The organism is Bradyrhizobium campsiandrae, from assembly GCF_014529705.1.
GTDB classification, from domain to species: domain Bacteria; phylum Pseudomonadota; class Alphaproteobacteria; order Rhizobiales; family Xanthobacteraceae; genus Bradyrhizobium; species Bradyrhizobium campsiandrae.
Genome location: NZ_JAANIH010000029.1, coordinates 1 through 21,021 on the forward strand (window position 1 = coordinate 1; position 21,021 = coordinate 21,021).

At 59.2% G+C, this 21,021-nt stretch carries 17 protein-coding genes and 3 pseudogenes; 8 read left to right on the top strand and 12 right to left on the bottom strand.

The genetic code is table 11. From position 1 onward, the window contains the following. Positions 1-170: 170 nt before the first annotated feature. Positions 171-566: an ATP-binding protein gene (locus G8O24_RS21610; RefSeq protein WP_188102839.1), complete on the top strand. Its 396-nt coding sequence runs from the start codon at positions 171-173 to the stop codon at positions 564-566. 31 nt (positions 567-597) lie between these two features. Here the strand turns inward: G8O24_RS21610 and G8O24_RS21615 are convergent, their stop codons facing one another. From G8O24_RS21615 to G8O24_RS21630, 4 genes are all read right to left on the bottom strand, one after another. After that, positions 598-1,044 (bottom strand): tetratricopeptide repeat protein, encoded by a 447-nt coding sequence (locus G8O24_RS21615; RefSeq protein WP_209612057.1) that lies wholly within the window; start codon positions 1,042-1,044, stop codon positions 598-600. A gap of 928 nt (positions 1,045-1,972) precedes the next feature. After that, entirely contained in the window at positions 1,973-3,373 is a 1,401-nt protein-coding gene (locus tag G8O24_RS21620; RefSeq protein ID WP_188102840.1) for a TAXI family TRAP transporter solute-binding subunit, read from the bottom strand. 269 nt (positions 3,374-3,642) lie between these two features. Continuing rightward, positions 3,643-4,914 carry a calcium:cation antiporter family protein gene (locus G8O24_RS21625; RefSeq protein ID WP_311972553.1) on the bottom strand — a complete coding sequence of 424 codons (1,272 nt, stop codon included), beginning with the start codon at positions 4,912-4,914 and terminating at the stop codon, positions 3,643-3,645. Between the two features lie 92 nt (positions 4,915-5,006). After that, positions 5,007-5,534, bottom strand: a complete 528-nt coding sequence (locus tag G8O24_RS21630) for a DedA family protein (RefSeq protein WP_244645939.1) — start codon at positions 5,532-5,534, stop codon at positions 5,007-5,009. 519 nt (positions 5,535-6,053) lie between these two features. Between G8O24_RS21630 and G8O24_RS44390 the strand changes: the two genes are divergently transcribed. Further along, a complete protein-coding gene (locus tag G8O24_RS44390) occupies positions 6,054-6,455 on the top strand; it encodes a phospholipase D-like domain-containing protein (RefSeq protein WP_244654219.1) in 402 nt (133 codons plus the stop codon). An 866-nt stretch (positions 6,456-7,321) separates the two neighbouring features. On the opposite strand, the gene G8O24_RS21640 is transcribed toward G8O24_RS44390, so the two are convergent. Then, positions 7,322-8,329, bottom strand: coding sequence for a diacylglycerol/lipid kinase family protein (locus G8O24_RS21640; protein ID WP_188102843.1), 1,008 nt, complete (start codon positions 8,327-8,329; stop codon positions 7,322-7,324). Between the two features lie 8 nt (positions 8,330-8,337). Further along, positions 8,338-10,374, bottom strand: a complete 2,037-nt coding sequence (locus G8O24_RS21645; protein ID WP_188102845.1) for a bifunctional DedA family/phosphatase PAP2 family protein — start codon at positions 10,372-10,374, stop codon at positions 8,338-8,340. A gap of 1,221 nt (positions 10,375-11,595) precedes the next feature. Between G8O24_RS21645 and G8O24_RS21650 the strand changes: the two genes are divergently transcribed. After that, positions 11,596-12,294, top strand: coding sequence for an NAD(P)/FAD-dependent oxidoreductase (locus G8O24_RS21650; RefSeq protein ID WP_244645940.1), 699 nt, complete (start codon positions 11,596-11,598; stop codon positions 12,292-12,294). Positions 12,295-12,331: 37 nt separating this feature from the next. Here G8O24_RS21650 and G8O24_RS46375 read toward each other — a convergent pair. Beyond that, a pseudogene (locus tag G8O24_RS46375) lies at positions 12,332-12,567 on the bottom strand (IS5/IS1182 family transposase); the annotation flags it as partial. A 585-nt stretch (positions 12,568-13,152) separates the two neighbouring features. Between G8O24_RS46375 and G8O24_RS45645 the strand changes: the two are divergent. The 5 genes and pseudogenes from G8O24_RS45645 (at position 13,153) to flgF (ending at position 17,008) form a co-directional block, all read left to right on the top strand. Next, positions 13,153-13,368 (top strand): transposase, encoded by a 216-nt coding sequence (locus G8O24_RS45645; protein WP_368736611.1) that lies wholly within the window; start codon positions 13,153-13,155, stop codon positions 13,366-13,368. A 471-nt stretch (positions 13,369-13,839) separates the two neighbouring features. Then, entirely contained in the window at positions 13,840-14,358 is a 519-nt protein-coding gene (locus G8O24_RS21660; protein WP_306666315.1) for an MgtC/SapB family protein, read from the top strand. An 86-nt stretch (positions 14,359-14,444) separates the two neighbouring features. Further along, positions 14,445-15,041, top strand: a complete 597-nt coding sequence (locus G8O24_RS21665) for an MgtC/SapB family protein (protein WP_188102848.1) — start codon at positions 14,445-14,447, stop codon at positions 15,039-15,041. 108 nt (positions 15,042-15,149) lie between these two features. After that, positions 15,150-15,725 (top strand): annotated as a pseudogene (locus G8O24_RS44395) (efflux RND transporter permease subunit); the annotation flags it as partial. A 542-nt stretch (positions 15,726-16,267) separates the two neighbouring features. Next, positions 16,268-17,008, top strand: a complete 741-nt coding sequence (flgF, locus tag G8O24_RS21675) for a flagellar basal-body rod protein FlgF (RefSeq protein ID WP_188102851.1) — start codon at positions 16,268-16,270, stop codon at positions 17,006-17,008. A gap of 528 nt (positions 17,009-17,536) precedes the next feature. On the opposite strand, the gene G8O24_RS21680 is transcribed toward flgF, so the two are convergent. The 5 genes and pseudogenes from G8O24_RS21680 to G8O24_RS21700 form a co-directional block, all read right to left on the bottom strand. Beyond that, the gene (locus G8O24_RS21680; RefSeq protein WP_188102853.1) at positions 17,537-17,782 is read right to left on the bottom strand and encodes a PilZ domain-containing protein; all 246 of its coding nucleotides are present in this window, start codon (positions 17,780-17,782) and stop codon (positions 17,537-17,539) included. Between the two features lie 21 nt (positions 17,783-17,803). After that, on the bottom strand, positions 17,804-18,118 hold the full coding sequence (locus tag G8O24_RS21685) for a ferritin family protein (RefSeq protein ID WP_188102855.1): 315 nt from the start codon (positions 18,116-18,118) through the stop codon (positions 17,804-17,806). A 17-nt stretch (positions 18,119-18,135) separates the two neighbouring features. Next, positions 18,136-19,239: pseudogene (locus tag G8O24_RS21690) on the bottom strand (heavy metal translocating P-type ATPase); the annotation flags it as partial. A 26-nt stretch (positions 19,240-19,265) separates the two neighbouring features. Beyond that, complete coding sequence (locus tag G8O24_RS21695) at positions 19,266-20,408, bottom strand: OpgC family protein (RefSeq protein ID WP_188102857.1); 1,143 nt, start codon at positions 20,406-20,408, stop codon at positions 19,266-19,268. Positions 20,409-20,546: 138 nt separating this feature from the next. Next, positions 20,547-21,017 (bottom strand): hypothetical protein, encoded by a 471-nt coding sequence (locus G8O24_RS21700; RefSeq protein ID WP_244645942.1) that lies wholly within the window; start codon positions 21,015-21,017, stop codon positions 20,547-20,549. Between the last annotated feature and the right edge of the window lie 4 nt (positions 21,018-21,021).

Here is a 21,021-nt window from a genome sequence, read left to right on the forward strand (position 1 = left end):
GCGGCTGCACGAACTGCTGCCCTGGGAATGGAAGCTCCTGCGCCAAGCCGATAAGCCAACCGATCAGCAAGCCGCCTGACCTTCACCCAACGCCATCATAGACCCCGCCGTGCCCGCGCGCATCCGTCAATCAGGCGGTCTTCGTCGTATGCGTACCAATAGCCGCGGCGATGCGGCGGCTCTATGCTCATCGTGAGCTGACGATCGTCCATACAGCCGAGACGGAATTGCTTGCCGCCGTCGATCCCAACGACCTTGACGAGATGGTCGCCAACCTGGTCGATAATGCCTGCAAGTGGGCTCGTGGTGTTGTCTCGATCAAGGCTACGCGCGATACCCCGACGGGGCAGCTCCTTATTACGATCGTTGATGACGGGCCAGGCATCCCGGCTGATGCACTAAACCGCGCGTTCGCCCCAGGCGAGCGGCTCGACGAGGCCAAACCGGGAAGCGGGCTCGGACTCGCAATCGTCCGCGATCTCGCCACACTGCACGGCGGCTCTGTCGAACTATCCAATGGCAGAAATGGAGGCCTTCACGCGGAGTTGCGGCTCCCATCAGCCTGACAAGTTCAACGGCGTCTAGGTTGGGCGAGTTTCATCGTGGCCGCGTCGTCCGCGCACCATTCGACCTGAGCGATTCGGCGCGCTCGAAATCAGCATCCGCGCCGCTCTGATCTCCAGCGTTCGCTTTCATCGTTCCGCGTTCGAACAAGAAGGTCGGATTCTTCGGATCAGCCTTGATGACCAGATCATAATCCGCGATGGCACGATCAAAGAGTCCTTTACGCCCGAGTGCCTTCCCGCGATTATAATAGGCACCGAGGTAGTCAGTCCTCAGTTGTACGGCGCGATCGAAATCAGAAATCGCGCGATCAAGCTCTCCCTTGCTCATTAAAGCAACGCCTCGGTTGTTGAGCGCGACATAGTAGTCGGGGGACAAACGAAGTGCTCGATCGTAATCCTCCATGGCACGGTCGATATCTCCACTCGACCGCAGCGCGACACCGCGATTGTTATAAGCCGCCGCCAACTGGGTGATCATCCGCTCGCCTGCCTGGATAACCGCTGTGCATCCCCGGATCGAGCGATCGGGTACGATTTCGGCCGCATGCACGCACGAGTCCCAATCCTCGTCGCTCAAAGCTGATGTGGGCGACGAGTTAATTGCAAAGTACGCAATAAATATCGTTGTGCTCAATAACGTAAGAGCACAACGCTTCCAGCGGGTGGTTCGCGCTAGGATCGATGCAGTTCGTGTTCTCGTATACAGCGGCGTAATGCAAATGAGCAAAGAGTAGCCTCAAGTACGTGCATTATATTATTCCCAGTTTGTTCTCTAACAATCCTGTCTGAATTTTCCCTGACAATCGACGTTTGAGACATCCGATCTGGTCGCTTCCCGAACGAGAGTACACCCGTCGAGTGCTATAGAGATTACCAAGCGAGCGCCGTGCGTGCCATCCGACAGGGACAGATCCAAGACTCCCGGACTAAGCCTCAGTCTGGTAGCATGAAGACATCAGCGGTGTTTGATGTACTAGCAGCGGCAATCGACGGGACGGGATGGATCCGGACTCGGTCACGGGAGGGCAACGAGGAGCCGCTATCCGGAAGAAATCGTCCTGCAAGAATTGAACATCGCGCTCTGCGGCGCTGCCAACTTGAATGACCTCTGAAATATCTGGAGGTCAATACGGCGAATTGCTCTGCAACGGCGCTCCGCAAATATGCAAGATATCAACCTAATATTAAGTTGGCGCGCCATTCAGAATAAAACTACGAACTCGTATGTTATTGAAATAGCTACATAATTTCTCTATGAGGAAGTTTGCAGTTCAACCTGCTCTTTACCAGAGATAGCGCGGCATCGCAGCGGAGAATTGGCCGCTTGGCCCACAAGCCTGCACAAATTGCTACTTCCGCTCTATCGGTTCTAAAGCAGGTGGACGTGGAGGTTGAGAGGCTGCAGCCTAGCGCCGAGCTGTGAGCAGGTTTAAAGGAGCCGCCTGCAACTCCGCGCGCCTCTCGACAATAGCATGATTGAACAGTTCGAGCACCAGGCCAAAGGGGCTCAGTTCTTGTTCCTCGATGGTGCCTTCGTCGTAGTGTTCGAGCGCTTCCGCAATGATCGCATCTACCTCCTGCTGCATCGCCAAAAGCGCGTGGTCGGATTCCGCGGTGTGAACCCTTGAAACCATGGCCAAGATCCGATGGCGATGGCTGGTATTTTCGTCCTTTTCGTCGCGATTTAGATATTGGCGTAGCCAAGCACCGGCCGAACCAATGCCGGAAAGCAGCAGGAGTGCGAACCAGAAGTAGTCGCCGTATCGGTCGAGGAAGGTGCGTTCAGTCCCGTCGATGACGGCTGCCGCTCCGCGATGTATCGGCAGCTCGGCTTCTTTCTCGGTGTCCGGCTTGGTCATTTGCGCAGCGCCGGGTACTTGCCTCGCAATCGCCTGCCGGAGGGCGAGTTGCTGGCGGTAAAATGCCGCCACTATCGTTTCAGACAAAGCTTTCCGTGCGAGAATTAAATGATTGACGCTTACAGTTTCGACCTTGTCATCCGGCCAGGCCGGGTTCGCATTGAAGATGCTGGGTGGAATTTCTTCGGATTCGTAACGCGGGTGCCTTATGGCGATGGCTTGTGATGCATCGATCGCAAGGAACTTTGGCTCGCCACGCGCGCGGGCGGTCGAAGCGACCGCGTCAGAGGTTATTTTGCTGTCGAGCGGACCGACCGCCATGAAGGCATCGAGGGCCGGGTCACGCGCCAGCTCCTCTAATTGGTTCGTGCCAAACTGGGTAACCGTGACCTTGTCGGCCTGCACGCCGGAAGCGCTCAAGATGACCCGCAGCAACGCGGCGTTCGCGGGCGTCCCGCCGATCACTCCTATCCTGTGCCCTTCGAGATCGGCTATCTCCTTGATTTTTGGCGTCGGCTTTCTTTTTGAGCTTTTGCCCTTAAGTCTGGAAGGCGACCACAGCACAACGAAGTTCTTGCGTAAAACGACGACTGTCTGCGCGTCGGGCGGCATCTCCAAGTCGCCACGACCGACCGCAAGTTCGGCCTTGCCAGCACCAAGTAGAGCGAGAGCTTCCGCTGTGCCACGGGTCGTGATTGTGGTCAACCTCACGGTCCTACTTTCGCTGGCGAAGGCCTCGCTCATCGCCTCAATCACTTTATGGTCGTTGCTTCCCGGCGGCCCAACGGCAATCCGGAGAGTTGTCGGCCGCAGTCCATAATACAGCGCGCCCGCGGCGGCGCCAAAAACAAGGAATCCAATGGCTAGAATGAGCAGCAAGGTTTTCGTCCTCTTCCGCTCTCGGCGGGCTGCATCACTTGATTTCGTTTGCGCATCGGACGAAGACATTTACCGGTGCCTTTTGGAGATGAAAATCGCCAGCTTTTTTTGCAAATTACTCCCGAAAAATGGTAACGTCTGAGCATAGATTTGTTTCTTTACGTTAGACTACGCGTTTTGCGCTCTTAGATGAATACTGTCGGCCACGCGGTCTTTTCAAACAAAAGAATCAACCTTCGGCCCATCGCTTGTCACCACGGCTAACCAAACGGCCTTAGAGGCTTCGCGAGAGTTTTGATCGCCACTTTCGACAAGAGATGATGCGCCGCGCTGCGGCGTCAGCGCGGTAAGCGATCGACGGCTGGCGTACTGTCGGACAAAGATGCCGCTCCGATGGCCCCCGAAGGTGAAACGAAGGCCGTGCGGAGAATGGTGGCGAGCTGTCGCGCGTTGACCAGGAAGAGCACGCCGGCGAGAACAAGATAGGCCCAGGCGAGCCAGGTCAGGGTCGCAATCGTGCGCGCCTCGTCGTTCCTGAAGATGAATGCCAGCGCGACCTGAACGGCGAACATACCCACAAGAGCCAGCGCCGACCCAACCCCTAGTCGCAGGCGCAGGAGCAGCGCGAGGCCGAACATGGACTGGGCGGCGGTCAGGAAAAACTCTTCGCTCTGCCGTGCATCGAGAGGGAGCGCGGAGACGGCGCCGGCCCCGAAACTTAGGGCAAGCGGCAGCATACCGACGAGGAGCGTCCACTGGTTGATCTTGTCGCTGATCATAGCCGTGAGCCCGTTGCCGGCGCGGTTGGCGAGCACAAACAGCACGGCGACCGAGACCGCTGGAGCCTCGCTTGCTAGCGGCGCCAGCCACTGGATCAGCAGGAACTCGTTGATGCCGAAGGCACGGCCAGTGCCGACCATGGCTTCAGCGAAGGGCTCGGCGGCCGCGAGGATAACCGCGCAAGCGACCAGAACGAGCCCGCCCATTGCGGTCCACTGCGCTCTAGAGGAAAGCTTATTTAGCGCGGCGGCGGGCCCCGGCTCTTCCTTTTCGTCCGGATTGTCGGTCTTCGGCAGCTTGCGCACCCGCCAGACATAGGCGCCGAAGATTGCAACTAGGGCAGCAAAATCGAGGAGGCTGATGCTGCCTTTGAACAAGATCACGAAGGCATAGAGGCTTGCGAGCAAAAGAAAGCCGACTTCGACGGCATTTGCGGGTGCAAGATCAATCGAGCGATGGCGGTCCTTGAGCCAGTGCAGGAGTACGATAAGAGGCCAGGCGAGCCCGACCAGAAGGCGATTGGCACCCGTCATGTTGGCGGCCGCATAGTGGACGTACTGGGACTCCGGTCCGGCACGCCCGGCCTGATAGGCGTAGTAGAGGTCGACGGCATATTCGGGCAGCACCGTCACGAGAGCAACGGCGGCGAGAATTAGTCCCTGTGAAATGTACTGTTCGGCAGCTTCCGCGCCCCATGACAGGAGGAAGCCCGCGGCAAGGATCGCGAGCCCGAATACCGCCGCGTCCAGAATCGGGCTCGGCCGCAAGCCGATCAGTCGGAAGAGAACCGCCGGCAAGGTCGCTAACAACGCGATGGCGACCAGAATCACAAAACGTCTCACCTGAGTTCTCCTTCGCCTAGGTCCGCCGGATCGGCGAAAGCCGCAACTTCTTTACCTATCAAGGTCGGCCGGCTTGCTTGTCAAACGTCACGACCCGGTATGCGTATATCGCAAGCGCCAAAATCACGATGCCGTTGCTGACCGGCTCGATCGATCCAGTTGCCCACCGTCCGGTAACCTTCGGCTAACACGTAACCTGCGGCGGCCAGCAGCCCGGTCCAGAGCAAGGTGCCCACGGCCGTGGTGGCGAGGAAAGGCATGAAAGGCATCTCCGTGACCCCGGCTGGAACCGAGATGAGTGTGCGAACTCCGGGCACCAACCGACCGACGAGAACGGCGGTCCGGCCATGACGAGCAAACCAGGCACTTGCGCGATCGATCTCAGCTGGGCTTAAGGTCAACCAGCGGCCGTGGCGGGCGGCAAAGCGCTTGAGGCGATGACTACCGAACCATCGTCGAACCGCACACCAGAACAGCGCCCCGGCCAGCGATCCTGCTGCGCCCGCGAGAAGTACACCGACGAAAGTCAGCTGACCGCGCGCGGAGACGTAGCCCGCGAGCGGCATGATCACCTCGGAGGGGATTGGCGGAAAGAGGTTCTCGGCCAACAGGACGAAGATGCCGAATACCCGGTGCGCTCAACCGCTTGCGTGATCCAATCCAATCAGAATAATCCTCTTAAATGCGTCCCGCACTGCCAGCTTTTTTGGCCACGAGCCGAGGAAACTCGCCGGCCGTGCATGCGTTCCCTTCCATCGGGATTTTACCAGCCGCACCAAACATCGCAAATCAAGGAGCGCATGTGACAAGAACAGATTGTACTTCGGAACATCACGTCCGACATGCCGCTCCCGCAATCCCGAGCGGCGCTCCCCTGCTGCAAGCCGGCCTAACCTGCTGGCGGGTAGCGAGGGCCGACCGGCTGGCCTCCCATTGTCGATGCGGCGTCCTACTTCAAGCTGATTCGGGCGGCGCTTCTGCACGCGCAACATTCGGTCCTGTTTATTGGCTGGGAGTTCGACACCCGCATTAAACTCGATCCAGACCGTCCGCTTCCAGGATTGCCTGACCGTCTTGGCCCCTTCCTGTCCGCCCTCGTTGAGCGTCGTCCGGGAGTGTGCGTCCGGGTGCTTCAATGGAACCTTGGCCTGATCGGCACGCTAGTGCGCGGGACTACGCCGCTTTTCTTGCTGAACTGGATGGCGAGCAAGTGTTTCCAGTTTCGGCTTGACGGCGCCCATCCGCCCGGGGCCGCGCATCACCAAAAGATAGTCGTCATCGACGACGCTCTCGCCTTTTGCGGCGGCATCGACATGACCGACGACCGCTGGGATACACGCGACCACAAGGACGAAGATCCGCGCCGCGTGCGCCCGTCGGGCCCCACCCTCGTGCCAATTGAAATGCCGCCGTCGGAGAGCAGGCCGCTCGACGACGGCGAGCTTCTCGATCCGGAGCAAGCCGAGCCGGTATGGCTGATGCTCAGCCATGCGCTCAAGGACCGTCTCGCGAGGGCGGCTAAACGTTGAACAGCAATGTACCGCCGCAAGCGCTGTGCTTCCCACGTCATGACGATCGGCTGAAAGATTGGTCGCCTATCAATTGAACCGGGAGTGGTGGGCACGCGCCAGAGGGGGATCAAGATCAGGCACAAGAATTTTCGCCAGGCTTTCAGGGCGGCGTTTCTCGGTGCTTAGGTAATAGCAGCAAGCTCGTCGCGAAAGACGAAATCCCCGCGCCAGAGCAGCATGCACGACATCGATGCCTCGGCTCGTCCATTATGACGATCTCGTGACGGCAAAATGGGCGCGGAGGGCCGTCTCAGATCTTTGAATGCTGGCCACTGCACTCGGTCTTTCATCCAGCCTTTAGGTTTCGTCTCCTCATCCGAGGCTCACTCCTCAGGGTCGTGTTGGACCACCCAGCAGTCGGACTGTAAGGGCGGTCACGATCAAGATCACAGCCGAAACCGTAATACCAATTACGGCCAGAGTAGGCCCAACCAAGTTACGGACACGACCTGCAAATGACGCAATCGGGCCGGCCAGTTCCGATGGCCCTGCGCTGCGACTGATGTCGCTCGCCTGGGTGATGGCCCAGTCTCCGAACGCAATCCAAAGTGCGTAAGCGACGCCGACCAGCAACACCCACAGCAAGAGCAGCCCGCTGCCGAGTATCCAGATGAGGGTTCGAGCGCGCCTGCCGTGGCCACGTGAGAGCGGAAGAGCCTCTTACGACGCCTGCCAGGACGGCTCCGAACCAGCTTTATCGATGGCGAGGTTTCCCGATCCACCAAGTCCGCCGCGTTGTCCAAGGGCGTTGAGCGCAGCGCGGAGGAGAACTCGCAGGGCGGGATCACGCGCCAACCGTTCTACGAGATAGATCAGGATCCATCTCATGTCATGGTTTCCGGGCTTGTGCGTTCTGAACCGGCCTCAAAGCGCTCAACGAACGCTTGAGGCACCATCAAAATGAGGGCTTCACGTCCGACCGACACTCGGATTGGCGTCTTTGTGATAACCTCGCCATCGACGGCGACGTCCTGTTTTGGGACGGCGTCGATCATCAGTTCTGTGGCTTTAAGGATCTTCATATCGGCAGCCCTAAAAGGCGCGCGGAGGGCGGTACGCGCCCACTGCTTGCCCAGCGCCCACTTGGACGCCCCCGTGAGGATGTGGACCACGATCTTGCCATCGTCAGGGTTGGCGTCGGGCGCAACCAGAACACCGCCTTGATATCCTCCGTTCGCAATCCGAACGTCGAGTGCGTCGAACGAGGTCTCCTGGCCATTGATGGCGATGATGCATCGGAAAGGCGCAAAGCGCATGAACTTGCTTGCCCCGACCAGGAGGTAGGCGCCTCGGCCAAGCCATTTTTTCAAGGTGTGCGGTGTCGCCCGGCCGACAATGGCCGGCATTCCGATGGAAGACCCATTGGCAAAGTAGTGGTCATTGATTTTGCCGAGATCGACATCGAAGACCCTCCCGCCGACAAGGACGTCAATGGCTCCAGGCAGATCAAGCGGAATCCCGAGCGTGCGGGCAAAGCTGTTGGCCGTGCCGAGCGGCAGCAGTCCGAAGACTACGCTGACGTAGGCAAAATGGTCGATTACCGAACTGATAGTGCCATCACCTCCGCCCACGATAATGAACTTGCGTCCTTTGGCGATCTCCTCTCGCACGATCTCCGGTAGTCTCTCGGCGTGCCGGACGGGAAAGGAAGCGTCCAGGATGATTCCTGCTTCAGTGAGTCGCCGCTTCGCCTCCGAATAGGCCCGCGCACCGCGCCGCGACCGCGTATTCACAACGAGAACTGCGCGACGGCTTTCCTTGATCTCCTGCGCCAGTGCGGCCTTTTCCACACGACGGTCAAAGGGTTGATGGTTGGCTGAATGACTGGTCATGGCTCCGCCTACTGACTCTGAGTTGCGGACGGACTTGCGAAATCCTCTTGCGCAAGGAAAACGCGTCCGCTCCATGTTTCCGTGCTCAATTCACGCTGCGCGAAGCGTCCGCCTCTTACCGACTGTGCCAGAAGTTCGAGCGGACGATCAACCTCTGAATTCGCCCAAACGATCGTGACGAAGGATAACGGGCGGAACGTTTGCTCCTCAACAACCGAACCCATCCATAACGAACGGGATGTGCCATTCTGGAGAGCGCGGTCTGCTGGCCAAACTCGAAGCACCAGCCGCGCATTTGGGTTCACATCACTTTCTCGAATCAGAGTGAAATTTGGCCTCCGACCAGCTTGGAGCGAAGGAATCACCGGGAGCTTCTGGGGGTCGGCGGTCACCAGCCAGGCGAGTGTGCTCGCGGCTGTCCACGGCTCGGGTTCCCGCCATCCGGAGGCGAACAACTTCGTCTTGAGGCTTTCGAGCGCTCCTGCCCATTGCAAGGTCAGCGGTTCTTCGATCTCTCCGGTCAGATCGATGCGGTAGGCCGGCAATGTCTGCCACGCAGTTGTCCACCAATCAGCCGCTGCGATTGTCGGGGTTTCGTAGCGGACCGCATAGCGCTGCAGGTCCGCTGCGTGTTTTTGTGAGATATTAAATCCGCCAACGAGTACCAGTGCCGCGCCAGCGACCAGAGCGAGATTTCGTCGATCGAACATTTTCTTGTAGTGTCGGACGTAGGCAAATCCGAGCACGACGACCCAGGCAGTCGCGAAAGTCAGACTGCCGAGCACATCGGAGGCCCAATGAGCACCAAGATAGATGCGGGAGAAGACGATCAGCGTTGCAAAACACAGGGCCGCAACGAAAATTGGCAGCCGCCGCGCAGGGCGCATTTGACGCGTGATGAGAAAGGCTAGAAAACCATACAGGACAGCGTTGACGGTGGCATGACCACTCGGAAATGAAAACGCTGTCGCTCCAACATAAGCGAGGTCGCCGGGTCGAGCGCGGTGAATGGCGAGCTTCGTGATTGTGTTGAGGGTTGCGGCGAAGCCGACGGCAGCCGCCCAATAGAAGGCGGTCCGCCAGGCGCGTTGCCACGCGAGCCAAAGGAACACCGCGATTGTCACTGTGGTGGTGACGACGGGGTCACCCAATTCGGTGATGGCGATCATGAACGTATCGCCGGCGGGCGTGCGCAGGTCCTGCAAGACGCGATGGATGACGCCATCAAACTGCAATAAAGGAGCGCCTTGAACGACATCCTCCAGGACGCTGAAGAAAAGCCAAGCGGAGGAGAGGACCACACCTGCCCAGAGCAGCAGCGCCCGAGCCTCGCTTCGCTCTGGAACGAAAAGCGTCCCGATCTGCCGGGAGAGCCACGTGTCCTGCGAAGCGCTCCATTCACGTAAGCGAGCCTCGCCTGTCGCCATGAAGACAGAAGCGCGACGGAGTGCAAAACGCAGGCCAAAAATCAACAACCAGCCGAGGGCAACAATGAGGACGAGCAGAAGCGCCAATCGTCCCGCCGCCGCGCCCGCGAGCGCCAGGGATGCTCCAAGGAGCATGCCCGGCAGGATGTGAACGGGCGCCCAGGCAAAGGCCGAGAGAACATTGACGAGGTAGAAGCGGCCTGGTGGCATCGCCACTATTCCCGCGACCATTGGAACGAAGCCGCGCACGCCTGGAGTGAAGCGGGCAAGGAAAATGCTCTTGCCGCCGTGCCGATGGATGAATGCGCGGCTCTTGTCGACCAGGCCCGCATAGCGATCGAGCGGCCAGCGCCCAAGGATCGTCTGCCGGTAACGGTGTCCAAGCCAGTAAGGCAGCCCGTCGCCCAGGATTGCACCAATGATGGCGGCGACCATTAGCGGCCACATCTTCACGGTTCCGGTTGGGATCAGGGCCGCCACTGCAACAATGAGAGCCGAACCCGGCACAACCGAACCGAGGACTGGAACGGCCTCCAAAAAAGCGAGTACGCACACGGCGCCATAGGCGAGGTAAGCGTGCGCCGCCATGGACTGTGTGACCGGGGCAAAAAAGTCCATCACCGAATCTCGGAAGGAATCGATGCGCGCGCGTGATTCAGAAGGGCGTGATTCCGAAGGGAAAGACCGCGACGGTCGCCCACAACGCTGCCGTTCCGGAATCCACCGCGCCAATCGCTGCGCCAAAAAGACGGGACGAAGATCAAAGCCGTGGCGCACCGGATCGACGCGGCAAGCCACACTCCCGAAACGCCTTGGCAAAGGTAGCCCAAGCCACGGCGGTCCATCGCTAAAGTGCGACGACGGAACTAAGCACCCTGTAGCGCCACGATGTTGAAGGTCAACTTGGAATCGGGGGGCATCGCTCGCCGACGCGCCCATCAATCGCGGGCATCTGCTCCTATCAGTCATCGAATAGCCTTCCAAAGCAACCCACGGCGGCGATATTTTTATAATCGCAAATCGACGTCCGTACCCACCCTGGTCATAATAGCCGCCTTGGTTGGGGAAGCTGCCTTGCCGGAGCGGCGCGGGTTGAGCCGGAAGGTAGGATGTCCCGGCTTGAGCTGCCCCTTGCGGCGCGGGCGAACCCGCCTCATGCGGCGCTCCGCTCGATGATCTTGTCGAGTTCACCCCGACAGAGCCTGACCCGAAGGCAGCTGCGGCAGTCGATCTCGACACCCAGGCGATCCTCCATGACCAGGATCGATCTTACAGTGCGGGCGCCACATGGCCGAGGCTCTCGTTGAGGCGCAGCCATCGGTGTGTCTGACATGGAGGTTTTTCCTGTTGATTACTCGGCAAGGTTCGACGTGCGAGCCAGCGTCACACGAACCAAGGAAGCCGCCTGGCAGCTTTTCATTGCGTCGAGAAGTCGCGGTGGCGCTGCGTTGTCCGCTTTTTGCCTGTCTTGCGCACTTGTCTCGGCCGATCTCGGGTCGGCAATCGCTGTGGCGAATAGCAGGCGTCACAGCATGCTGAATGTCGGTTAATGCCAATGGCTGTACCGGAGGAACATCGGTCGCTGCCCCGTGTTCTGATGCTATGCTTGGCTGCGACGGCGAGGGCATGGTAGCCACCCCAGCCTCTTCTCGCCCGACGGTCGGAGTGTGGAAGAATTGGCAATGAGGGGAACCGTTCGAGCAACCACTGGGTAGAAGCCAACGTCCGAAATCTCGGATATCGATTGCGGTTAAAATCCGCGCCGGCATCAATTTCCGGTCCGTCGGCTGAACCCTCGACGCGGCGGTCTCCGGTGTCGCAATCCTCGCGGCGGATTTCATGCTATACTCAGTGGTCGAAACCGCAGAGCGGCAGATTTCAGCCGGGTTAATCCTCGCGGTGGTCGCAACCATCACCGTGCTGGCGAATAAATGCGATCGCAACGCAGCGCCGGCCGTGCTTCGAACGTATGCAAACGAACATATCAACAAGCCATGCATAGTCGTCCTGGGGGCTGGATTTGGCGGCCTCAAACTCAGCACGCTGTTATCCGAGACGTTCGGCCACGGCGTCGATGTCACTCTGATAGACAAGAGCGACGCATTTGTGTTCGGGTACTCCAAGCTTGTCATCATGTTCGGCCGATCCACCGTTGACGCGGTGCGGATGCCGCACCGCAATTTTATGAAGCCTGGCGTGCGACTTCTGCAATCGCAAGCCCTGGTGGCGGCATTCGAGGAGCGGCTCATCAAATTCATTCCAGATCGGCGTGTCGTCTCCGTCAACGCGGCCCACAAGGTCGCGACGCTTGACAACGGGGTAGAGATGGCATTCGACCTATTCCTGGGCGTTCCTAAGCATCGCGTTCCCAATGTGGTGGTAGAATGCGGAATGGCCGAAGACGGCTGGATTTGGTTAATCCGCGCACGTTGGAAACCAAGTTTCCGAATGTCTACGCAGTGGGTATGGCGCCAACACCGGCACTCCAAAGGCTGGCGTGTTCGCCGAAGGTTCGGCGCGAGGTTGCCGGCGACCTGATTGCCAAGCTGCGGAACAGCGGCAGGGCTACGCCGGTGGTGAGGCCGTCATAGGGGTTATCCGGTAATGCCCAGGCGTGCAGCACGAACTAGGCCCGGGGCAAGGCGGTTTAGGGAGATGGAGGTCTCCACGCGAACTCGTACAGGCGCGCTGCCTTGCCCTTGCCAATGCACTCCAACTTCGGGGCATGAAAGGATAGAGCTTCCAGCCGCGCTGACGTTGCTGCTGCGAGCAAATCTGCGCAGCGCGGCCGAGTGGGAGGGCGAATGCCCTCCTTGCCGGCCGAACCGAATCTCGCTGCATGACGGCTTCTTCACGCTCTTGAGCTTCAGCTTACCGCAGAAGCGATCGTTTGCGAGGCCGGCTCGACGGGGAGCATGCCGAACTGCTGCCAAACGATAAGCTTCCGCAAGGTAGAGGAACTCGTGACGAAGTGCGGCGCAGTTGCCATCGGCGGCGGAACGATGCTCCCCGATGGGGCGAGGCAGACTAAGGATCGCTGGTGCCATCGTCAGGGATGCGGTGATCGAAACTGTTTGCTCACCTTCGCCAGATGGCGAGGCGCTGGGGCGCCATTGCGACCGGCGTCGGCGCAGGCTGCCGGTTCAACAGGCTTCGGCTGCACCTCGTACACCAGCTTGGGTCAAGCAGCAGAGTAAGACGTGCGGCAAACAGTCGCATCCGGCGCCAGTGCGCCTTGTTGCACGGTAATGGGAGCAGGTCCCCTGACACGATATCGAGTACGCCTATTGTGGTCGTTATGGAAAGTTGCCGATCGATGTCATCGCAGACGCTCGAGCCACTCGGAGGAATTATCGGCATGACGGACTTCGTTATCCAAGTGACAACACGGAGGCGGTGGACGGGGGAAGGCCTACTGCCCAAGCCGCGGCCGTTCGAGCGCCTATCGACTTTCGTACGATCCTCAATGCGATCCGTTACATCTTGGCCACCGGCTGTCAGCAGCACGTTTTGCCCAAGGGACTTCCGCCAGGCTCCACGGTGCAAGGCTATTTCTACCGCCGGGCGAGAATGGCAACTTGGCGTTGGTTCAAGGTCCGGCAGGTTCGATAAGCGATGGGGCGTCAAGTTGAGCCCTCGGCTATCATCGAACCGCCAGAGTGCCCTGACCACCGAGAATGGCGGCCCGCGCAGGGTAGACGCCGGCAAACGCATCAAAGGCCGCAAACCTACATCGTCACCACCCAAGGTTTTCTGCTGGTCGGCCAGGTCCAGGGGCCAACATCCAGCATCCGCACGGCGCCGTGGCCGCTGTTGCGCGCCTCGCGCCAACGCTTTTCCAAGCTGCGTCACATCTTCGCCGACCGGGTCTACCGCCCCCAACCGCGCGCCGCCCTCGAGTCCCTGGACTCAAACGGGTGGTCGAAACGCACCTTCGCCTCGCTGCCGCGAAGTCGTCCCGCGCCAAGGACTTCGAGGCCACCGCCGCCAGCGCCACGGCTTGCCTTCTCGTCTTTGCGCTTGCTCTCCCGCGCAACCCGTTGAGCCCACTACTTTCATTTCGAAGCAGCCTCTAAGGAGCGGATGGTGGTGATGATTAGTTCCTACTGGGGTGTCTGGGGGGATGTTCCAAATCACCTCGTACGCCTTGCTCTGGCGTTCCTGTTCGCACTGCCGGTCGGATGGAACCGCGAGCGGCAGGCGCGCAGCGCCGGCTTGCGCACCTTTCCGATCGTGGCCATTGCCAGCTGCGGCTTCGTCATCCTCGCCATCGAGATCCTTGGTGAACGCTCGACGGCGCAGGCCCGTGTCCTGGAAGGCTTGATCACTGGCATCGGATTCATCGGCGGCGGCGCCATCCTCAAGGCCGAGCGCGCCGTGCACGGCACGGCCACGGCCGCGAGTATTTGGAATGTCGGTGTGGTGGGCGCGGCCGTTGGGTTTGGCTACTACGATCTCGGCCTCATTCTCGCGCTCACGAACTTTCTTGTCCTAACGGTCCTCACGCCGCTCAAAGACAATCCCGGCGAACCGTCGAAGAACGAGGCAGGGCCGCCGGACGCTGGGACACGCTCAGCAAGGACGCCGGAAGTCCCACCGTAGCCATTTGACAGTTGAGCGCGATAAGCCCCGCGCGTCTCGGTACCGGAACCGGCACGCAGCGAGGGTTGGGTTTCAGAAGGACACCCATGTTTAACCCCTTGAGCCGAATGGTCACCAAAAACGGCTTGCGTCGCACGTTGTTACATGTAGCGATCATCGCTGTTGCCTTTGGGCCAACAAAGGCTGCTTTAGCTGCTACCGGAGACGCCGGCGGAAGTACCCGAATTGACCTCACATTGTTGGTCCGAATCGGAGTTGCCGTCGTGCTAGCTTTTTCGATCGGATGGGAACGCGAGTTTCGCGGTTCCGAGGCCGGCAACTTCACGTTCATGCTGGTCAGCATGGGAGCAGCCGCATTTACAGCCGTTGGTGTCGAAAACTTTCCAGCGACTGCGGAGAACATAATCGCCGGTGTCGCCACAGGCGTCGGCTTTCTCGGCGGCGGGATGATACTCAAGAAGGACGGCGGCAACGTGCGAGGATTAACCACGGCTGCTGCCATTTGGGCAGCGTCGGCGGTCGGTATGCTCGCTGGGATCGGCGAACTTCTCATTGCCGGACTGGTGACCCTGTTAGTCGTTCTGATCCTGGAATTGCAATTCCTACCCGTAATCGGGCGGCTCAACGCGCGGCGCTCGAGGCCGAAGGACGCCAAGCCGGAAGCGAACGAACATGAATTCTAATGGACGCTTCGTCACGAGTTGGGCTCTTCATTCCAGAAAGCCAGCATCACGTTTCAATCAACAGCAGAAGAAAATGGGCTTCGCCGCGACGTCCCGTAGGCGAGGCTTATTTCCGGCGTCGCCGATCTTGCCGTATTTACCTGGCTTGGCCAGCCTACGATTCAGATCGAAATCGACCGCGCCGCTACGGATTTAACCCGGCGACATCAACTTAACAATCAAAACAGCCATCGGCGGCGAGTCCGCCGGCGACGTTTACGAACCCGGCAGCGATCGCCACTTTCCGACCATGGGCCGGCTGGCGCCGCGGTTTTGGCAGGATCCTGAGGTGATCAGCAACATCACTATTGTTGCGCAAGGTCAGAGTGGCATTGCCCACATTCCGCTCAGCGAGATAGCCAAGGTCAGATTGGTTTCGGGGCCGTGCTACATTTACCGCGAGCAGCAACGATGGTATCTGCCGATCAAGTGATTAAGTTTAGCGTGCGTGATCGGGATCTCGGCAGCGCAATTCAGTAAGCTCGGAAAAAGATCGCAGAGCAGGTTCTGCTACCCGTCGGCTTTCGGCTCGAATGGGTCGGCGAATTCGGCAATTTTCAAGGTAGGATAGGGCGGTTGCAGATCGTGTCGCCGTTAAGTCTTGCATTCATCGCGCTTTTGCTGTGGGTCAATTTTTCTTCGGTATATTGATCGCAACACCGCGCGTTGCGGCCGCAGACCCGGTGGTCAGCTCAGGTCACCACGGTCCACGCGCGGAAATGGGCGGCCATGCCGGTGGTTATGGCAATCGAGCTATGCAGCGCTATTGGGATCGAGGACACAATCAGCGCGTCATTGTGAAGCCGGCGCACCGCCGTCCTCACTGATATTTCAATTCCGCGCATCCCTCACAAGATGCCGGAAGGCCGGGCGCCTGAGCAACGTCCTCTTCAAACGCGTCCGGCCGTCGTCCCTCACGCGAGGTGTACCCTGCTTAGCCATAAACCTGGTCCACGAACGAACCTCTACGCCTCGTAGCTGAACGGCTCAGCAGACGGCTTCGTGTGTTTAGGTTCAGCCATCGAATATCTCCTGCCATTGTTCCTAGTGGACCCGGCTCAACTCCCCTTCGTTGATTGGCCAAATTCCTGTGTTCAGGACGCTTGCGCTGAGCGCGTCAGTTTTGGTCTTGGCGCAACGCCTAATTTCGATTGGAATCGCATCGATTCGGCGAAGAAGAGGTTCGGTTGGTCGGAGAATCCACGCTCATCAGTCTCTCGCGATTGATGGCGCTCCAGCGTCGGCTGGATGTTGCCGCGAACAACGTGGCGAACAGCCAAACGACGGGTTATCGTGCTCAGCAGCTCTCCTTTCAAGAGCACTTGAAGCCGGAAAAGAAACAGGAAATAGGTGAAAAGCCAGAGCGCCCATTGTCGCTGGTCGATGCTGCGCTGCCGTTTACATCCGCTGCGTCCGGCGCTTTCCGATCTACCGGCAATCCGTTAGACTTGGCAATCAACGGAAATGCGTATTTTGCAATACAAACGAACCAGGGGGAACGATACACCCGGGACGGTTCCTTTAGTTTGGACGCCAAGGGCCGGCTGGTGACATTGGAAGGTCTGCCCGTTCTTGGTGATAAGGGCGTTATAATCGCTCCGCTTCGATCGGGTGAGATCACGATCGACCCCTCTGGCCGTGTTTTAATGCAGCAAGTAGAACTCGGTAGGCTAAAGCTTGTGAGCTTTGCCCCCGGCGCGAGGCTAGAGGCAGCAGGAGAAAATTTACTCCGGTCCGATCAGCAGCCGAAGGTCAGTGCTGGCTCGGCGACGGTACTGCAAGCCATGCTGGAACAATCAAACGTTCAGCCGACGATCGAGATGAGTCGCCTGGCCGAACTCAACCGGTCATATGAAGTTGCGAGTAAGCTGCTGAAAGACTCGCAAGACATCAATGAAATAAGCAAACTCGCTAACGTGCCCGAATAGATCCACTGCTTGTCGAGGTCTGCAAGCTTTTGCCGTTCCAATTCAACTGAAGCTTGCAGACGCTGTCTCTTTGGCTGCAATCGATTTCGATAAGCAGACTGCCAGCGAAGAACGCCCTATCGATTTCGCGGACTTTTCCCCGCCAGAAAGCGCGTTTAACCTTGCCGTCAGCGCTCGAGAAGAACACGCGGTGAAGGCATCCTTCAGGCGCGCAAAGCTGACCGTTGCCGCATTTAACTTGTTCGAAGTGAATCGTGATGACCTATCGCCCAGCAGAGATCGGCAAATATGTTGCAAAGCCGGTCCTGACCCTGCTCGCATCTGCCCCGCACCCCGCTTGTGCTTGATGAAGCGCCAGACGAACAGCTCCAAGAAGACGATGCATTTGCGCAGCCGAAAGTTTCGACCAGCCGCCTTGAGCGACGCCGGAGGCTCTGCCTTGAGCGTCCGCTGCGGAAAGACAAAACGCGAACGCGAGGGCTAGTTTCATCATTGGACGCTCTCTTCCCAATTCACCAATCTCAGCGGTCAGCCTCCTCGAAAAACGACCCCCAGCCGCTTTTCCTTCATCCATGCAACTTCGCATTTGCGCCGAAGGTGATCGACCGCGATATCCAGTACAAAGTGCCGGGGAATTCCAAGCGGGCTCTCCACTTCCAGCAAAGCCCCGTACACTGTTTGATTTCGGACGGTGCAGTCGATAACGGATCCGCCGAATGTGATCTTTCCGTTCTTGAATACTTTTTTCCGCGGGATCGACCTCTTATCGCCCATGGCAGTCACCTCAGCAGTGAATCAGTCGACCTTCTTCTCGGCAGCTTCGCCTTGCTTCACAATGTCGCCTTTCGTGAATAGAATGCCTCGAAGCTCGGTTCGCCAATCCTCGTTGCGGCGAAGAAGAAATTCGAGGTTGATGCCAAAATGCTTGAACGCTTCCTTTTGTGCGTTCGCCATGATGGCCCTGGCTTCCCTGTCTTTTTCGAGCGACATCCGCTGTTCGTACCAGCCGATTGCCTCCGCCTCCTTGATCAGCGACGTGATCATTCGCGCAAAGGTACGGGTTTCCTGCGAAAGCTCTTCCGGCGGTTCGTGATATTGATCGAAGCCCATCCTGAATGCGCGGTTACGTAGATCCAGGCGTTCCAAGCTCCCCCGAACAGCAACGGCGGTACGATGGCTACCGGGGCCGCTACCGCTACCACGCCGGGCATGTAATAGCGGGAGAAGTGGTCGATGAAACGTTCGGTCGGCGCCTTCGACTCCTGCGCTTCCTCGACAAGCTTCACCACGCGGGCGATCGTGTTATCTGCCGCTGCGGCGGTCACGCGCACGCTGAGCAGTCCGTCTCCATTGACGGTACCGGCAAACAGGTTCTCGTCGCGGCCCTTCCGGACGGGCGTGCTTTCGCCGGTGACCGGCGCCTCGTCGATCGAACTCTCTCCGGACATTATGACGCCGTCCGCCGGGATCCGGTCGCCGGGACGCACCTGGATCGTGGCCCCGACTGAAAGCGCATCGGCTTGCACCTCGCGGACATGGCCATCTTCCTCCAATCGGGCGGTCTTCGGTACCAGCTTGGTCAAGTCCTGGATGCTGGCGCGCGCCCGGCTCGCGGCGACGCCCTCAAGCAGTTCGCCGATCAGGAACAGAAAGACCACCGTCGCCGCTTCCTCCGTCGCCCCGATGAACACCGCTCCAACCGCTGCGATCGACATAAGCATCTCGATCGAAAACGGCGTGCCTGCCATCGCAGCGGAAATCGCGCGCTTGGCGATCGGGATCAGGCCGACCATCATCGCCATTAAAAATGCCAAATGCTCGGTGGCCGGAACGGCTTTTCCTACGGCGAAAGCGACCGCGAGAGCTCCTCCGGACGCGATCGTCAACTGGCCCTTGCGGGTTTGCCACCAATGCTGGCCGGAGGCTTCTTCCAGATGCGAATGGGCGTCATGCTGCGCCGGAGACGATTCCTCGCCTTTTCCCTGAACATCATTCCGATAGGTCTCCGAGCGAGCTACCCCGTAGCCCAGATCTGAGATCTGGTCCCGGATAGTGTCATCATCCACACCGTTGGGATCGCGTCTGACCGTCACCGTTCCGCCGGTTACGGAGACGTTCACCTCGCTGATGCCAGGCATGCGCTGCAGGGCGTTTCGGATTTTAGTTGCGCACGAGGCGCAATCCATCCCCTCAACCCGCAAGCGCGTGGTAATCGAAGCTGCAGGCGCCATCAGTTTCGCTCCATGAGGCTCTGACATCATACGGCCCTCAATCTGTCGGGCGTCGATGCCGGTCGGAGGTTTTTGGTCCACGTTCGGTAGTAGGCGACGGCTGTCATCAAGGCGATGCCAGATAGGCTGACGAGCAACTGAAAGGCGATCGAGTCGGAAACCAATTCGATGAGGAAGCACCCGACGAACGACAGGAATATTCCGACGCAAAATACTTCGAGGGAGCGCTCGCCGCAGATTATCGCGGGACGCAGGACGGGAAGCTTCAACGCCATCGCGCTGCGCGGTACCAATCTCGCGACGACCAGCGCAAGCGCGAGGAAATGCAGGATCCGATACGGTGCTAGGTTCGTCTTGTCGTTCGGGAGAAACAGATCGGCGATCGGTGCCGGCATCGCCGATGAGAAACCGAAACGCGCAGCGAGCGTGACGGCGAAACTGAACAACAGAAAAAGCACGGCCGACCACAGAGCCGGGCGGGATGCGGTCAACCGCCTCACTAGGCCTGCTCCATCGAGCGAAATCCAGGCGCCGATCACGAAGAGAAACTGCCAGGCGAAGGGATTAAAATACCAGGCGCCATCGGGATAGCTCGCGAGGTTCCAATCAAAGGTCAGGGCCGCAGCATAGATTGCGAACGAGGCCGCGAGCGCCATGCCGGGCGTCCGCGTCAATAGCCAGAGGAACGGCGGGAATGTGGCCATCAGCGCGGTGTAGAGAGGCAGGACGTCCAGATTGAGCGGCTTGAACTCCAGCAGCAGCCCGTGCTTCAGGAATTCGATCGGATCGGCGATCAGGCGCCGGATGTTGAATTCGTCGAGCAGATAGGCGTGACCGTAATTCTGGGCCACGTAGCCGATCGCGGCGACGTAGACGACGAACAGCAGGATATGCGCAACGTATAGCTTCCAGGCCCGAGCCAGCATGCCGACCGCGGCCACGACAAAGCCATCGACGGCCATCGTCCGCGAATAGACGAGTGCGACCGTGTAGCCGGAGATGAAGACGAACAGGTCGGCCGCGTCGCTGAACCCGTAGTTCTTCATCGTGATCCAGGCGACCACGTTATTGGGAATGTGGTCGAGAAAGATAGCCCAATTCGCCAACCCGCGGAAAAGGTCCAACCTCAAGTCTCGACCCGAGCCGTTCATGGCAATCACTGTGTTCATGTCATCTACCGGAGCGTCGCGACCGGGGCGCGCCCATCCGAAGATTCGGTGCGGATGTGCATCTTTAAGGTTTGTGAGTCGTCGCTCATGATCGTTTCCTTGGCCGCAGCCGGCGCGGCTTGACGCATTGTTTCAATTTCACATCTTGCCCTCCTGACGAAGCCGCTTGTACAGGGCTGCTACGGCGTCCGAAAAATCAAGTGACGGGCTCTTCGCGCACTGATCTTCCATAAAGTGCAGTTGAACGATGAGGCCGAAGCTCGGGGGATTGAGATCGAGACCCTCGTCTACTCCGGCTGGCCTGCTCAACAAGATGCCGCTCATGAACCCTTGAGCCCACGCCAGATAGTCCCGCCGAATCAAAGGATTGGTTTTGACATCATCGTTAAACTGCCGGCACGTCGCTGCGCCCAAGCCGACGATTCTGGCCTTTGGCGCTTCCGCGCGCAGTTCCCGTCCTGCGTCGGCTGCAAGCAAGGCAATCGACGACAGGGTCACTAGACCGAGTAAACGGCCAATGCTCCGGCCCGGAGCGCGGGCGAAGGGGAGGGACGCGTCGCCGACGTAGCCGCGCGGTGCTGTTAGTTCAATCGGCATCAGATCGGTCAAAGAA